This window comes from Candidatus Poriferisocius sp. (genome assembly GCF_965219775.1).
Classification (GTDB): domain Bacteria; phylum Actinomycetota; class Acidimicrobiia; order Acidimicrobiales; family Bin134; genus Poriferisocius.
Genome location: NZ_OZ244793.1, coordinates 3,160,952 through 3,176,294, shown reverse-complemented (window position 1 = coordinate 3,176,294; position 15,343 = coordinate 3,160,952). Strand labels below are relative to the sequence as shown.

The window sequence follows — 15,343 nt, the reverse complement described above, 5'->3', positions numbered from 1 at the left end:
CGAAGGAAGGATGCTTTCAGGGGGACTCCGAGCGAGTACCGCCGTAGGCTCAGCTCGTGGCTGATCTGCCGTATCTGTGTACGGGCACGCTCGGGCGGATCCCGTGGGACGACAAGGCGAGGGCCGCGTCGGCGGCCGGCTTCGGCCGTCTGTCCATCTATGGGCGAGAACACCGGAAGCTGCACGAGCGGGGATGGGACGACGACGCCATCGTGGATCTGCTGTCCGAGCTGAACCTTCGCGTGGCGGAGTACGACGGGGCGGTCATGACCATGCGGTCCCCCGACGGGGCGGAAGAAGTGGTGGCCGCGGCGGCCGCCCTGGGCGCCCGCTCCATCACCGTGCTCGAACACACGGTGGCGGGGCAACCTCCGTGGGTACCGGGCGAGCACATCGCCCAAGCGGCCACCACCCTGGCCGAGATCGCCGACCAAGCGGCCGACCACGAGATCCTGGCCCTGATCGAACCGTTCGCCTGGTCGCCGCTGGACGACCACCGGGTGGCCGCCGAGATCATCGACCGGGCCGACCGGCCCAACGCCGGCCTGCTCGTGGACACCTGGCACCTGGGGCGGGGGCCGGAACGTGGTCGCCTCGACCCCGCCATCGACCCCGCCCGGATCAACGCCCTCCAGGTCAGCGACCTCGCCCCCGCCCCTTCGACCGCCCAGACCAGCGAGGAAGTGGCCTACGAGAGCATCCACCACCGCCTGTTGCCCGGCCACGGCCACGGCCACATCGCCGAATTCCTCGCCGAACTGGCCCGCCGAGGCGTGGACGCCCCCATCGCCGTCGAAGTCTTCTCCGACGACCTCAACACCCTGCCCCCCGAACAAGCCGCCCGCCTGGCCCTCACCGCCCTCACCCAAGTCCTCCCCCAACCCCCATCCACTACCATCCCCTGAACACCACCGACGGCGCCCCCACCCCAGAGAGGAGAACCGCCTTGCCCTTCCTATTGAGGTTGGCGCTACTCGCTCCCGCACTTGTTGTGTTCGCAGCAGGAGCGGACAGTGCTTCCGCTCACGACCAGTGGCAGTGCCAACCGCTACCTGACAACATCAGCGAGTTCGAACCGAACTTCGATTCTGGTATCAGAATTGAAGACAGCCAACTATGCTTCAACCTGTACCACACCCACAGTTCTGAGAGCGATCGTGCCGTCCGATACTCACTCTGGGGCATCGTTGGAGCGGCAGCGAGTTTCATTTTGTGTTGTGCTCTCTTTGCTCACAGACGTTGGCGATCCTATTGGAATCGCAGGTGGTACCAACGAAATGAACAGTTGGGCACCAGTCCTCATCACCCCAATGGCTTCAGGAGCAAGAAGGAGACCACCGCAGCAGTGGCAACAGCAGTTCTTGTCATTGCCGCGGGATCGGCAGTACCTGGCCTCTTGGAAGGGGCTTGGAAGTATATGATTCTTGGTTTAGTTTTCTTGCTACTCTATAGCATATGGTTCTGTTGGTATCGATGGGGCCGAAAAGTGTTTCCGCTCAAGGAGGATGGCACCCCGGAAGAGCAAGAGACACACGAAGACAATCTGGCGGATTACCTGCAGCCCTGATTGCCTGCAAGAAAGGAGCAACCTGCAATATCTCTCCACCCCCTTTTCTTCTCCCCCCTACCCTGTGTGTCCAAAGGGTGTGACCTCTTGCCCACCAGAAATTCTCTGAAGAATTTGCCACTTCTTCTCAATTCTGGGGGGTTGTTGTCACCCATGCCGGTATACTTGCATGCATGGAGTTTGATTCTTCCACCAGCACATCTTCTGGCCCGCCGGGCGGGGTGCGGGATGCGGTGGCGGCTATGGTTGCTGAGTTCGAGTTGCAGGATTATTCGGAGTTGGATGCCCCGGGGGTGATCAAGAGGGTGTTGGAAGCCGACATGGTGCGCCGTCAGGTCGAGGCGCACCTGGCCGGGTTGTTGGTCCGGTTGGGTGAACTCGCCGGCGACGACACCGTGGAGGCGGTGTGCCAGCAGTTCGGTTTGCCTTCTCGCAAGGCCAAGCGTCAGGCGAAGACGGCCAAGGGGTTGCGGGCACTGCCGGATGTGTTGGATGCCGCCCGCGACGGGTTCATCACCATGGACCACGCCGAGTTGATCGCCGCCTCCCACGAACGCGCCCCCCTGCGTGATGGGGACGGGTACGAGTTGGTCAAGCTGGCCCTCACCCAGTCGTTCGACCAGTTCCGCCGGTCGTTGGCAACCATGGAGAACCAACGGTTGGCCGCCGGTGGGATGACCCGCACCGAACGCCAACACGCCCGGCGCACCGCCAAGGTGTTCGAGGGGGACAACGACATGGTCATCGTCCACGCCGAGTTGGACGCCATCGCAGGCCAACGCGTCAAGACCGCCCTGGGGGCCATGAGCACCCGGCTGCTCCACCACGACAGCCAAGTCGGCCAGGAACGGTCGTTCGAGCAACGCAACGCCGATGCCCTCGTCGCCCTCATCACCCAACAACCCGCAGACACCCGCCCCGACACCGACGGTGAGCGCGGAGGCGGAGCCGACTGCGGGCCGTTGCCGCAGAAGACGACGTTGGTGGTCACCGCCGAGTGGGATCCGATCTACGGGGTGCTCCAGGACGCCGAGTTGATCGACGGGACCCCCATCGACATAGAGGAACTCCGCCGCCTCGCCTGCGACGCCGACATCATCCCCACCATCTTCGGCACCGACGGCCAACCCCTCTACCTCGGCCGCACCCAACGAGCCCCCAACCAAGCCCAACGCCTCGCCCTGTACGCCAGGGACCAGGCCTGCGTCAACTGCGGCCTGGCCGCCCAAGCCTGCGACATCCACCACATCCAACCCTGGGAACACGGCGGACCCACCAACATCGACAACCTCGTCCTCCTCTGCCCCACCTGCCACCGCAAAACCCACCGCAACCACCACCCCACCCGGCACCGACGAAGAATCCGAGCCCCAGCCACGTACCAACAAGAACCCCCTGACCCAGCCAAGCGAGTATTGTCCCGGCACGAATGAACGAGCGGGGGGTTGCGTGACATGGGGTTGGTGAGCGAGCAGGAGGTCGAGACCTTCTGGCGGGACGGGGTGGTGGTGATTCGGGGCGTGCTGCCGGAGGAAACGCTGGCGGCCATGGCCGAACCGGTGCGGCGGGTGCTGGGCCTGGAGGGCACGCCCAACTTGACGGCGCTGGGGGCCGAAATCATGCCCGCCGTCGGGGGCACGCTGCTGAACGATCCGTCCGCCGCCCAGGCCGGGGCGCCCCGAGGCCAGTTCCGCGGAGGCACCGACCACTGGTGGGACGACCCCGATTTTGAGCGCTTCGCCACCCAGTCCCCGCTGCCCCAAATGACCGCGGAGCTGCTCCGCAGCGAAGAGCTGTGGTTCTACGAGGACAGCCTGTTGGTGAAGGAACCGCACACCGAAGAACCCACCGCCATCCACCAGGACATGGCCTACTTCCAACTGGAGGGCGACAGGGTGTGTACCACGTGGTGCCCACTCGATCCCATCAGCGAGGAGTCCGGCGCCACCTACTACGTGCGGGGATCGCATCGCTGGCACCAGGACTTCCGTCCCAACTGGTTCGTGAGCCAGCAGTCCATGCCCGACACCGACGGTGAACCTGCGCCCGCTTTGAGTCAACTCGACGCCGACGAGATGATCAGCTTCGACATGGAACCCGGTGACGTGGCCATCCACCACGCCATGACCCTCCACGGTGCCCACGCCAACCGTTCCGACCAATGGCGTCGGGCCATCTCGGTGCGCTACTGCGGCGACGGCACCGTTTATCGCCTCAAGCGGGGCACCCCCCGCAAACCCCACCACGCCGAAATCACCGAAGGCGCCCCCGTCGACCACCCCCGCTGCCCCAAAGTCTGGCCCCGCTGACTGATTCTCCTTGGGGCCTGGCTGCCCACAAAGACGGCGCGGGGAGGGCCGCTATTGGGCGGTGAAGCCGGCGTCGACCACCAGGGCGTGGCCGTTGATGTAGGAGGCGTCGTCGCTCACCAGAAACAGGGCGGCGGCGGCCACTTCCTCGGGGCGGCCCTGGCGCTGCATGGGGATGGCCGACCGAACGAGCGCCTCGTGCTCTTGCTTGTCGAGGATCAACGGATCGTTGAAGGGGGTGTCGATCCACCCCGGGCACAGGCAGTTGACCCGCACCCCCTCGGAGGCGTGATCCACGGCCAAGGCCTTGGCCAACATCAGGACCCCGCCCTTGGAGGCGATGTAGGCCACGTCACGGGGCTCGGCCACCATCGACGCACTCGACCCGGTGAGCAGCATCGAGCCGCCCCCCGATGCCCGGATGGCCGGGATGGCGAACTTGGCGGCCAGGAACCCGCCGGTCAAATTCACCGCCAGGTGCCGTTGCCACACCTCTACCGGCATCTCCTCCACGGTGCCGGGTACCAGCACCCCGGCGTTGGCGAACAAGATGTGGAGGCCCCCGTGGGACGCCACCGTCTCCTCCACCACCCGGCGCACATCGTCGACCACCGTCACATCCACCTCGGTGGCCGACGCCACACCTCCGGCCGCAACGATCTCCTGGGCCACCGCCGTGGCCCCTTCGATGTTGATGTCGGCCAACACCACCGACGCCCCCTCGGAAGCGAACAACCGAGCCGACGCCGCCCCGATCCCCGTGGCCGACCCGGTGATGATCGCCACCCTGCCCTCCAAAGTGCCCATGTCCCCTCCTCAACGTGGTGGCCCCCGCACTCCACTGGAGCGCCCCCGGCAGGATTCGAACCTGCGGCCTGATGATTAGAAGTCACCTGCTCTGTCCGGACTGAGCTACAGGGGCATGTCGGCCACATGGCTCGACGCTTGGCGCTGCTTGAGTGTATTCCCAGGGGGCCGGCGGCCTGCGGCGGTTTCGACCGACGGGCGCACCGGCCGGCGAGCCTGGCGCAAAACGCGGCGCGGCACGGGACCGACGAGAAACGGTTTCCCCGCCCGGGGGATTCGGTCGTAGACTGACCGGGCCATGCGGGCCGTAGCTCAGTTCGGTTAGAGCGCCGGGTTGTGGTCCCGGAGGTCGGGGGTTCAAATCCCCTCGGTCCGCCAAATGCCCCTCTAGCTCAACTGGCAGAGCAACGGACTCTTAATCCGCAGGTTCTGGGTTCGAATCCCAGGGGGGGTACGGCCCGGACGGCGCATCCCTAGTAGCCGTGGAGGGCGAAGGGGTTGAGGAATTGCCGGCGCCAGAAGTAGCGGCGGTCTGCCTCGGTCATCTGGGCTTCGTCCGCTACTTCGTCCCACCCGGTTTCGATGGCCTCGATTTGCCGGTCGATGATCTGTCGGGCCTCCGACTCGGAGAGCAGATACTCAGGCGCGGCCTCGACGCAGCCCGCGAGCCGGCTGAGCCGAAAGCCGTCTCGCCCGATGGCCATCGCCTGGGCGGTCTCGCCTCCGACCCGCGGCTGGGGACAGATGTCGTAGGCCGGGGTGAGGGCCAAGTCTCTCCCGTCCCAGAACGCCGAGTGGTTTCGGGCATGGTCGTCGGTGTTTCCGACCAGCACGTTGAAGACAATCCGGGAGAACAGTTCGCGAACGGCCACCTCGCCCTCCAGGAACCGGCTCCGCATCTGATCCGCCAGATCCGGGTAGGTGGCATACCTCGCGAACATCTCACCCAGCTCGAGGATCGTCAGGGCCGAGACGATGCTCTTCCGCTCGTCTCGGCCCACCACGCGATCGAATCGCTCGACCAGCAGGACGTCCTTGCCGAGGGCTTGAACGAATTCGACGTTGGCCACGTTCAGGCCCGTCCGACGGGCGAGCGCCATGGCCGCGTATTCGCCCTTCACGATCGGATAGGAGTCGGTCGATGACGAGAACTTGGCGATCAGTTGGCGATCGTCCTCCCGGAGCAATGCCTTCGGCCTTGCTCCCCCGACCGAACTGCCATGCAGAAGGGCACCGTCGACTTCCATGGAGAAGGGGACGCCCTTCTCCATGCGCTCGGCCGCCTGCAAAAACTCCTCGAGCGAAGCCCCGCCGCCGCGGGCGACGTAGTGAGTCGGGGACTCTTGGAAGTCGAGAGCCCCGATGCGATTCGAACCAGTTTCGAGCAGGTAGGTGAGCGGACTCAGTTGGGCAGGATCGGCCCCTCGCGAGCCCGTTCCCATCAGGCGGCGCATGATGACGCTCTTCCCCCAAGCATCGGGACCCGCATCGGCTATGCACCCGGCCATCTCGAGATTGGCCAGGGGTCGGATGCGACCGGGCTGGAGCGGTAGCTCGGGCTCGTAGAGAGGCACGGCACTCGGGTTCGAGAGATACGACCGGCCGTAGTTGAAGAAGAGGGTCGCGCCGTCCGCCTCGATCCTGCCGGCGACAACGGGCTCGTCGGCTCCGGGCAGCCAGATCCAGACGTAGGCTTCCGATGGGCCCTCAGAAGTCATCCTTCACCGGTCCCTTCGGCTCCCGCACCCGCCTGGGGAGAAGGGCAAGTCGCTCTTCGGAGCGCCGGGCCACCTCAGCCAAGCTGTTCGGCTCAGCGCCGAAAAGGGGCACTCCCACAAGCGCGGCCACCTCAAACGCCGTACCGAGTCCGACGGTCGGGTCGCCGCGCTCGACCTTGCTCAGCGTGGTGGGCGTGATGCCGGCGCGCGCCGCGAGATCCCTGAGGGTCCATCGTCGCTCCCGTCGGGCGCGTGCCACCTCAGTACCGAGGATTCGAGCGGCCTCGAGGGCGTAGGGTGAGTAGGTTCGAGTGGTCTTCACCGTCCACCTCTGGCTGCCATACTTCTGGGTGACTCCTGAGCGACGCTTGGGTACGCTGTGGGTACAATATAGTGAGTTTTAGAGGCTTAAGCCCTAATAAAATGCACCAGTGTCACAAACCGGGGTGTGTCGCGCCCGGTGGCATCGAAGGCTGAGGGATGGAGCCGGCGATCGAGGTCTTGCTGATCGAGTTCGGGGCGGTGGTGCTCGGCCTGGCGGTGGCCTCGCGCTTGGCCCGACGGCTGGGACTTCCCATCCTGCCGATCTACCTGGTGGCCGGTCTGGCCTTCGGTGAGGGTGGCGTCCTCGAACTGGGGGCGGCCAGCGACTTCATCGAGGTGGGGGCGGAGATCGGCGTCATCTTGATGCTGCTCATGCTGGGCCTGGAGTTCTCGGTACACGAACTGGTCGCCAACGTCCGCAAGTCGACGCTCGGCGGCTTCATCGACCTGGTGCTGAACTTCCCGCCCGGCTTCATCGCCGGACTCCTGCTGGGATTCGAACCCCTGGTGGCCGTGCTCCTCGGCGGGGTGACCTACATCTCCTCCTCCGGCATCGTGGCCAAGCTGCTGGCCGACCTCAACCGGGTGCAGAACCGGGAGACCCCGGTGGTGCTGAGCCTCCTCATCGTGGAGGACCTGGCCATGGTGGTCTATCTGCCCATCGTCACCGGCGTTCTGTTCGGAGGTTCGGCGCTGCAAACGCTCGTCACCGTGGCCATTTCGGCGGTGGCAGTGGTGGGCATCCTGGCGCTGGCCTACCGACACGGGGATCGCATCAGCGAACTGGTGCTCAGCAACTCGCGAGAAGCCCTGCTGCTCACCCTGTTGGGCGTCACGCTGGTCATCGCCGGGCTGGCCGAAAGGGTCCACGTCTCCGCCGCCGTGGGTGCCTTTCTGGTCGGCATTGCCCTCTCCGGCGACCTCGTGGAACACGCCCGGGAACTGTTGATTCCCATGCGCGACCTGTTCGCCGCCTCGTTCTTCGTCTTCTTCGGCCTGCGGGTGGACCCCGCCCTGATCCCCGGTGTGGCCCTGGCCGCCGCCGCCCTGGGCATCATCTGTGTGATCACCAAGCTGGGCACCGGCTGGTTGGCCGCCCGCTTCGAGGGGCTCAGCCCCCGGGCCCGCATGCGAACCGGGGCCGCCATGGTGGCCCACGGCGAGTTCTCCATTGTGATCGCCGAGCTGGGTGTCGGGCGCGAACCCGACCTGGGCGCGTTCGCCGCCGCCTACGTGGTGCTCATGGCGGTGGTCGGCGGGCTCTTGTATCACTTCGATGAGGCCCTGACGCCGCGCTTCCTCGTCCGGCGCTGACCCGCCCGGCCCGGATGGCCGCGCCCTGTGAGGCACGTTGTCGGACGAGCCACGCCGGGGCCACCGGCAGCCACGACACCGGGCTTTCCCCCGTGCTACAGTGACGCTGTTCCGCATTGCGGTACTGGTCCACAGTATGGAACCCAGCGTTGGGCTCCGGCACCACAGAACCGGCACCACCAAAGGAGTGTGTCCCATGACCGACACGCCCGAGTTGGATGACATCGATCTGTCGAGTCTGAACGACGAAGACCTGTGCGCGCAGATGCACGACGACCTCTACGACGGTCTCGCCGACGAGATCGCCGAGGGCACCAACATCTTGCTGGCCCGCGGGTGGGGGGCCGACCGGGTGCTGGACGAGGCCCTGGTGGAGGGCATGCGCATCGTGGGCATCGACTTTCGCGACGGCATCCTGTTCGTCCCCGAGGTGCTTTTGGCCGCCAACGCCATGAAGGCGGGCATGGCCATCTTGCGCCCGCTTCTGGCCGAGACCGGGGCCGAGCCCATCGGCAGCGTGGTCATCGGCACCGTCAAGGGCGACATCCACGACATCGGCAAGAACCTGGTGGCCATGATGCTGGAGGGCGCGGGCTTCGAGGTGACCGACCTCGGCATCAACACCGACGTGGAGGAGTTCATCGCCGCCCTCGACGAGCACAAGCCCGACATCTTGGGCATGTCGGCCCTGCTCACCACCACCATGCCCTACATGAAGGTGGTGATCGACACGCTGGTGGAAAAGAGCCTGCGGGAGGAGTACATCGTGCTGGTGGGCGGCGCGCCCCTCAATGAGGAGTTCGGCGAGGCCATCGGCGCCGACGCCTACTGCCGTGACGCCGCGGTGGCCGCCGAGACGGCCAAGGAACTGGTGGCCGCCCGCCGAGCGGCGGTGTGACCGTGGCAGGCCCCGACCGGGTCCTGGTGGTGGCCTGCGGGGCCCTGGCCAAGGAACTCCGCCACCTCATTGCCGCCATGGAGTACCAGCCCGCCGCCGACTACCGCGGCAAACACCGGGCGGCCATCGACTTGGAGTGCCTGCCGGCCAAGCTCCACAACCGCCCCGAGCTGATCCCGGAGGCAGTACGCCAACGGGTGCGGGCGGCCCGCCCCCGCTACCGCACCATCTTGGTGGGCTATGCCGACTGCGGAACCGGCGGCCTGCTCGACAAGGTGTGCGAGGAAGAAGGGGTGGAGCGACTGCCCGGACCCCACTGCTACCAGCTCTACGCCGGAGCCGAGCCCTTCGACCGGCTTCACCACCAGGAGTTGGGCACGCTGTATCTCACCGACTACCTGGTGCGGCACTTCGACCGCCTGATCATGGGCGGGCTCGGGCTCGACGCCCACCCCGAACTGCGGGATGCCTACTTCGGCAACTACACGCGGCTGGTGTATCTGTGCCAAGAGCACGACCCCGAGCTGGACCGGTTGGCCCGGCGGGCCGCCGACCGGCTGGGGCTGCGATTCGAGAAAGTGGTCACCGGCTACGGGGGCTTGGGCGACGCGTTGGTGGACATCCGAGAGCGGGCGGCGTGAGCCGACGGCGAGGAGGCGGCAACCTCGTGGTGATCTGTTGGCGGGACATTCCCGCTCAGGTCAACGCCGGCTCGGGGCCGACCAAGACCCAGCGCATCCTGCCCCGGCGCTTCCAGCGGGCCATCGACCGGGCGGCCATGGTGGCGGGCAAGACCCAGGCGTCGGAGTACGTGGGCGAGTGGCGCCGAGAGGTACGGCCCGGCGATCCCGCCGATCCCGAGGGCGCCGCCCTGCGGGCCGCGGCCGAACTGGAGACCGCCTTTCCGAAGGAACGCCTCGACGAATTCGTGGCCACCGGCGGCTGGGATCCCGAGACCGCAGCAAAGAGCCCTCAGGAGGCGACAACGTGACCGACACCGTGATCAGTTCGGCCACCAAGGAGGTGGTGATCGGATTCGACCGCCCGTTCGTGATGATCGGCGAGCGGATCAACCCCACGGGACGCAAGCTCCTCACCGAGGAGATGAAGGCGGGCGACTTCAGCCGGGTGGAAGCCGACGCCTTGGCCCAAGTGGCCGCCGGTGCCCACATGCTGGACGTGAACGCGGGCATCCCCCTGGCCGATGAGCCCGCGCTCCTGGCCCGGGCCGTCAAGCTGGTGCAGTCGGTGACTGACGTGCCTCTGTCCATCGACTCGTCCATCATCGAGGCGCTGGAATCCGGCATCGCCGCCTACGACGGCAAGCCGCTGATCAACTCGGTCACCGGTGAGGACGAGGTCATGGAGCGGGTGTTGCCGCTGGTGGCCCGCCATGGTGCCGCCGTGGTGGCCATCTCCAACGACGAGACCGGCATCAGCGAGGATCCCGACGTGCGGTTCGACGTGGCCCGCAAGATCGTGGAGCGGGCCGCCGACCACGGCATCCCCCGCTCCGACGTGGTGGTGGATCCCCTGGTGATGCCCATCGGGGCCATAGGCACTGCGGGCCAACAGGTGTTCCGCCTGGTGCGCCGCATCCGCACCGAGTTGGGGGTGAACACCACCTGCGGGGCCAGCAACGTGAGCTTCGGGCTGCCCAACCGCCACGCCATCACCGGCACGTTTCTGGCCATGGCCATCGGGGCGGGCATGACGTCGGCCATCATGAACCCGCTGCACCCCGAGGTGAAGCAGGCGGTGATGGCGGCCGACGTGCTGGCCGGCCACGACCAGGACTGCATGGCGTGGATCGCCGAGAACCGTGACCCGTCAGCCGCCGGGGAGGGAGCGGCCCGCCGTCGAGGAGGGCGTCGCCGGGCGGCGGTATGACCGGCCGGCCCCCACTCCCCGGAGAGCCCAGGGAGCCTGGCGAACCCAAGGAGCCCGGAGAGCCTACGGGCCACCGGGTGGTGTTCACGCCCAGCGGCATCGAAGCGGCCGCGGCTCCGGGCACAACCGTGTTGGACACGGCCCGGGCCGCCGGGGTGGACATCGACTCGGTGTGCGGCGGTCGGGGATTGTGCGGGCGCTGCCAGGTGGTTCCCGGTACCGGCCACTTCGCCAAGTGGGGATTGACCAGCACAGCCGACGCCCTGACGGCCCCCGGGACGACAGAACGGGAATATCGGGGCCGGCGCCCGCTCGGGATGGGCCACCGGCTGGGTTGCCAGGCCGGAGTGCTGGCCGACGTGGTGATCGACGTGCCCGCCCAGAGCCAGGTCCACCGCCCGGTGGTGCGCAAGGCCATCGATCTGGGCGCCATCACCGTGGATCCGGTGGTGAGCTTGCACTACGTGGTATTGCCGCCTGCGGCGTTGGGTGACGAGTCGTCCGACGCCGAGCGGCTGACCGACGCCCTGGCCGACCAATGGGGACTCGCTGCGGTGGAGGTCCCCGCCGGGGCGCTCCCCGGTTTGTCGGCGGCGGTGGCCGCGGGGAGCGGGGCGGTGACCGCCGTGGTCCACTCCCGCCGTCGTGACCACGGCCCCGGTGACGCTTCGCCACCGGTGGAACGCCGGGTGCTTACCGTGCGGCCCGGCTACGTCGACGAGGCCTACGGGGTGGCGGTGGACGTGGGCTCCACCACCGTGGCCGGCTACCTGTTGAATCTGGCCAGCGGTGAGGTGGTGGCCACCGCCGGTCGGATGAACCCGCAGATCCGCTTCGGCGAGGACCTGATGAGCCGGGTCTCCTACGCCATGTTGAACCCCGGCGGTACCGCCGAGCTGACCCAGGCGGTTCGGGAGGCCATCGACGAGCTGGTCGATGAGCTGAGCCACGCCGCCAAAGTCGACCGGGCGGCGGTGTGCGAGCTGGTGGTGGTGGGCAACCCCATCATGCACCACTTGGTGCTGGGCATCGACCCGACCCCGCTGGGGGCGGCCCCGTTCACCCTGGCGGTGCGCGACGGGGTGTGGGCCGACGCCCGCGACATCGGGCTGGACCTGCCCGGCGCCGCGCTCTACGTGGGGCCGTGCATCGCGGGCCACGTGGGCGCCGACGCGGTGGCCGCCCTGTTGGCCGAAGGGCCCCACCGGTCGTCTCGCCCCATGCTGGTGGTGGACGTGGGCACCAACGCCGAGATCCTGCTGGGAGACGGCACGCGGGTGTGGGCCGCGTCCAGCCCGACCGGACCGGCGTTCGAGGGGGCTCAGATCTCCGGTGGCCAGCGGGCCACCGCCGGGGCGATCGAGCGGGTGCGGATCGACCCCGACACCCTGGAGCCCCGGTACAAGGTGATCGGTTCCGAGCGGTGGTCCGACGACCCCGGATTCGCCGGGTCGCTGAGCTCGCTGGAGATTTCCGGGCTGTGCGGGTCGGGGATCATCGAGGTGATCGCCGAGATGTTCCTGGCCGGCATCATCGACCACCGGGGGGTCATCCGGGGCGAGTTGGCGGCCCGCAGCCCTCGGATCGTGGCCGACGGCAGGACATTCGCCTACGTCTTGCAGACCGAGCCGGTGCCGCTGTCGGTCACCCAGAACGACGTGCGGGCGGTGCAGTTGGCCAAGGCCGCCTTGCGGGCGGGCATCGATCTGCTCATGACCCACGCCGGCATCACCGAGCCCGCCGAGGTGCGACTGGCCGGGGCGTTCGGGGCGCACATCAGCCCGGTGCACGCCATGGTGCTGGGCCTGGTGCCCGACGGGCCGGTGGACGGGGTCACCGGCGTGGGCAACGCCTCGGGCGCCGGCGCCGCCCGGATGCTGGTGTCGGGGAGCCAGCGGGCCGAGGCCGAGCACGCCGCCCGCTCGGTGGTCAAGATCGAGACCGCCACCGAAGCCCGCTTCCAGGAACTGTTCGTGGCCGCCATGGCCCTGCCCCACGAAGCGGCCGCCACCACGCACCTGGAACGGGTGGTGGATTTGCCCCCGCGGCCACCAGCCGGTACCCACCAGGCCGGGACCAGGCGGACGCGGCCCCACCGAGATCGCCGAACCAGACAGGAGCAACCATGAACGAACGACGGGGACGGCGAGGGGGCGGTCGGGCCGGTCGCCAGGCGGCTCGGGCGGCTTCCCAAGTGGTGGCGGCCCCGGTGCTGGAGCGGCGCCTGGCCCCGGTGGAGGTCATCGACGAGGCCGGGTTGGCCCAGATCGAGGACAACGCCGAGACCATCCTGTCGGAGGTGGGCGTCGCCTTTCAGGACTTCCCCGAGGCCCTGGACATATGGCGGGAGGCGGGCGCCGAGGTGGACGGCGAACTGGTGCGGTTCCCCCGAGGGATGTGCCGCCGCATCGTGGCCGAGCACGCCCCGGCCGCCTACGTCCAGCACGCCCGCAACCCCGAGCGCAGCGTGAGCATCGGCGGACCCACCACGGTGTTCGCCCCCAACTACGGGTCGCCCTTCGTGACCGACCTGGACGAGGGCCGGCGCTACGCCACCCTGGCCGACTTCGAGAACGTGGTGAAGCTCACCTACCGCCTGCCCCACCTGCACCACAGCGGGGGCACGGTGTGCGAGCCGGTGGACGTGCCGGTGGAGGTCCGCCACCTCGACATGGTGTACGCCCACCTGCGGTGGAGCGACAAGCCGTTCATGGGCTCGGTGACCAGCGCCGAGCGGGCGGCCGACTCGGTGGAACTGGCCCGCATCGCCTTCGGCGGCGATCTGGCCGACCGCACCGTGATGACCTCGCTGATCAATGCCTCCTCGCCCATGCGGTGGGACGCCACCATGCTGGGCGCGGCCACGGTGTACGCCCGGGCCAACCAGGCCTGCGTTATCAGCCCCTTCATCCTGGCCGGGGCCATGTCGCCGGTGACCGTGGCCGGTCTGGCCGCCCAGGCCCTGGCCGAGGCCCTGTCGGGCATGGCCTACCTGCAGCTCGTTCGCCCCGGCGCCCCGGTGGTGTTCGGCACGTTCGCCTCGTCGATGTCGATGGCCACCGGCGCCCCCACTTTCGGCACCCCCGAGGCGGCCCAGGCCATCTACGTGATGGCCGCGCTGGCCCGACGATGCGGGGTGCCGTTTCGCTCCGGGGGTCAGCTCACCGCCTCCAAAGCGGCCGACGCCCAAGCGGCCTACGAGTCGGCCCACACGTTGTTGCCCACCGTCCAGGCCGGGGTCAATTTCGTGCTCCACGCCGCGGGCTGGCTGGAGGGGGGCCTGACGCTCGGTTACGAGAAACTCATCTTGGACGCCGACCAGCTCGGGGCCATGGAGGTCCACGCCCGGGGGGTGGACCTCAGCGACAACGGCCAGGCCATGGAGGCGTTTCGCACCAACACCCACGGGGATCACTTCCTGGGCAACGCCCACACCCTGGCCAACTTCGAGACCGCCTTTTGGCGCTCGGAAGCCGCCGACAACAACAGTTACGAGCAGTGGGCCGAGGAGGGTTCGCTGACCGCCGCCCAGCGGGCCAACACCCGCTGGAAGGAACTGCTGGCCGACTACCAGCCGCCCCCCATCGACGAGGCCGTGGACGCCGAGTTGCGCGACCACATCGCCCGCCGCAAAGCCGAGATCACCCGCGACCACGGGTGACCGGCCCTTCCACCGCTGTTCCGCATCGTGGAACAGCGGTGGGGTCCAGGTAGGATGCGGGCATGGCGGTGCAGTCGGTCAAGCGGGCGTTTCTGCTGTTGCGCACCTTGTCGCAGGGCCCGCTGGGGGTGACCGACCTGGCCGAGCGGGTGGACTTGCCCAAGAGCACCGTGGCCCGGCTGTTGGCCGCGCTGGAAGCCGAGAACGCCGTGGAACAAGTGGAGGTGGGCGGGGACTACCGCATCGGTGCCGGCCTGACCGAAATCGCGGGCACCGGTCCGGCGGGACGAAGCCTGGTGGCCGCCGCCCGACCCCACCTGCTGGAGCTGAGCGAAGCGGTGGGCGAGGTGGCTGGGCTGTCGATCATCGACGACAACCAGGTGTACTACCTGGACCACACCGAGTCGTCGTCGGATGTGCAGCTTCGGGACTGGACCGGCGAGTACGCCCCGCTCCATGCGGTGCCCTCGGGCATGGCCATGCTGGCGCATTTGCCCGCGGCTACCCGGAAGGCGCACTTGGCTCAACCGCTGGAGCAGTGCACCCCGTGGACCACCGTCGACCCTCAGGTGCTGGCCGAGCGACTGCAACAGATCCGCAGCCTGGGCTACGTCTGGGGCTACGAGGAGTTCGCCGAAGGCATCAGCTCGGTGGCCGCCCCGGTGCTCGACCCCGAGGGTCATCCCCTGGCCGCCCTCCACGTCCACGGCCCCGCCTACCGCTTTCCCGACCCCGACGAGGCCCACGACCACGGACTGGCGGTGGTCGCCGCCGCCCACCGCCTCGCCGCCCAACTCACCCCCTGATTGCGGGCATTCCGGTACCAAGACGAGACACTAACCGAGAGATCATTCT

14 protein-coding genes and 3 tRNA genes are annotated in these 15,343 nt (G+C 68.1%); 13 read left to right on the top strand and 4 right to left on the bottom strand.

The genetic code is table 11. The features are described 5' to 3' along the window. The first annotated feature begins 56 nt into the window (after positions 1–56). The 3 genes from ACOQPQ_RS14375 (at position 57) to ACOQPQ_RS14365 (ending at position 3,876) form a co-directional block, all read left to right on the top strand. Positions 57–905, top strand: a complete 849-nt coding sequence (locus ACOQPQ_RS14375) for a sugar phosphate isomerase/epimerase family protein (RefSeq protein WP_420640096.1) — start codon at positions 57–59, stop codon at positions 903–905. A gap of 835 nt (positions 906–1,740) precedes the next feature. Beyond that, positions 1,741–3,000 (top strand): DUF222 domain-containing protein, encoded by a 1,260-nt coding sequence (locus ACOQPQ_RS14370; protein ID WP_420640095.1) that lies wholly within the window; start codon positions 1,741–1,743, stop codon positions 2,998–3,000. Between the two features lie 30 nt (positions 3,001–3,030). Next, positions 3,031–3,876, top strand: a complete 846-nt coding sequence (locus ACOQPQ_RS14365) for a phytanoyl-CoA dioxygenase family protein (RefSeq protein WP_420640094.1) — start codon at positions 3,031–3,033, stop codon at positions 3,874–3,876. Between the two features lie 51 nt (positions 3,877–3,927). On the opposite strand, the gene ACOQPQ_RS14360 is transcribed toward ACOQPQ_RS14365, so the two are convergent. Both ACOQPQ_RS14360 and ACOQPQ_RS14355 read right to left on the bottom strand, forming a co-directional pair. Next, the gene (locus ACOQPQ_RS14360) at positions 3,928–4,683 is read right to left on the bottom strand and encodes an SDR family NAD(P)-dependent oxidoreductase (RefSeq protein ID WP_420640093.1); all 756 of its coding nucleotides are present in this window, start codon (positions 4,681–4,683) and stop codon (positions 3,928–3,930) included. A 40-nt stretch (positions 4,684–4,723) separates the two neighbouring features. Then, positions 4,724–4,798 (bottom strand) — tRNA-Arg (locus ACOQPQ_RS14355). A 187-nt stretch (positions 4,799–4,985) separates the two neighbouring features. Between ACOQPQ_RS14355 and ACOQPQ_RS14350 the strand changes: the two genes are divergently transcribed. Then, positions 4,986–5,061, top strand: a tRNA-His gene (locus ACOQPQ_RS14350). A gap of 3 nt (positions 5,062–5,064) precedes the next feature. Further along, a tRNA-Lys gene (locus ACOQPQ_RS14345) sits at positions 5,065–5,137 on the top strand. Between the two features lie 19 nt (positions 5,138–5,156). Here the strand turns inward: ACOQPQ_RS14345 and ACOQPQ_RS14340 are convergent. Together ACOQPQ_RS14340 and ACOQPQ_RS14335 are read right to left on the bottom strand one after the other, a co-directional pair. Next, positions 5,157–6,401, bottom strand: a complete 1,245-nt coding sequence (locus tag ACOQPQ_RS14340) for a type II toxin-antitoxin system HipA family toxin (protein ID WP_420640092.1) — start codon at positions 6,399–6,401, stop codon at positions 5,157–5,159. Beyond that, a complete protein-coding gene (locus ACOQPQ_RS14335) occupies positions 6,391–6,723 on the bottom strand; it encodes a helix-turn-helix domain-containing protein (RefSeq protein ID WP_420640091.1) in 333 nt (110 codons plus the stop codon). Before ACOQPQ_RS14335 ends, ACOQPQ_RS14340 begins: the two co-directional genes overlap by 11 nt. A gap of 158 nt (positions 6,724–6,881) precedes the next feature. On the opposite strand from ACOQPQ_RS14335, the gene ACOQPQ_RS14330 reads away from it, so the two are divergent. The 8 genes from ACOQPQ_RS14330 (at position 6,882) to ACOQPQ_RS14295 (ending at position 15,294) form a co-directional block, all read left to right on the top strand. After that, complete coding sequence (locus ACOQPQ_RS14330) at positions 6,882–8,039, top strand: cation:proton antiporter (protein WP_420640090.1); 1,158 nt, start codon at positions 6,882–6,884, stop codon at positions 8,037–8,039. Positions 8,040–8,235: 196 nt separating this feature from the next. Beyond that, positions 8,236–8,937: a corrinoid protein gene (locus ACOQPQ_RS14325; RefSeq protein WP_420640089.1), complete on the top strand. Its 702-nt coding sequence runs from the start codon at positions 8,236–8,238 to the stop codon at positions 8,935–8,937. After that, a complete protein-coding gene (locus tag ACOQPQ_RS14320; protein WP_420640088.1) occupies positions 8,934–9,578 on the top strand; it encodes a DUF1638 domain-containing protein in 645 nt (214 codons plus the stop codon). Before ACOQPQ_RS14325 ends, ACOQPQ_RS14320 begins: the two co-directional genes overlap by 4 nt. Continuing rightward, positions 9,575–9,928, top strand: a complete 354-nt coding sequence (locus tag ACOQPQ_RS14315) for a virulence factor (RefSeq protein WP_420640087.1) — start codon at positions 9,575–9,577, stop codon at positions 9,926–9,928. Before ACOQPQ_RS14320 ends, ACOQPQ_RS14315 begins: the two co-directional genes overlap by 4 nt. Continuing rightward, complete coding sequence (locus tag ACOQPQ_RS14310; protein WP_420640086.1) at positions 9,925–10,827, top strand: dihydropteroate synthase; 903 nt, start codon at positions 9,925–9,927, stop codon at positions 10,825–10,827. Before ACOQPQ_RS14315 ends, ACOQPQ_RS14310 begins: the two co-directional genes overlap by 4 nt. Before the next feature lie 77 nt (positions 10,828–10,904). Further along, positions 10,905–12,956: an ASKHA domain-containing protein gene (locus ACOQPQ_RS14305; RefSeq protein WP_420640085.1), complete on the top strand. Its 2,052-nt coding sequence runs from the start codon at positions 10,905–10,907 to the stop codon at positions 12,954–12,956. Then, positions 12,953–14,488 carry a trimethylamine methyltransferase family protein gene (locus ACOQPQ_RS14300; protein WP_420640084.1) on the top strand — a complete coding sequence of 512 codons (1,536 nt, stop codon included), beginning with the start codon at positions 12,953–12,955 and terminating at the stop codon, positions 14,486–14,488. The genes ACOQPQ_RS14305 and ACOQPQ_RS14300 overlap by 4 nt, the downstream gene beginning before the upstream one ends. A 62-nt stretch (positions 14,489–14,550) precedes the next feature. Next, positions 14,551–15,294 (top strand): IclR family transcriptional regulator, encoded by a 744-nt coding sequence (locus ACOQPQ_RS14295; RefSeq protein ID WP_420640083.1) that lies wholly within the window; start codon positions 14,551–14,553, stop codon positions 15,292–15,294. The last annotated feature ends 49 nt before the right edge of the window (positions 15,295–15,343 follow it).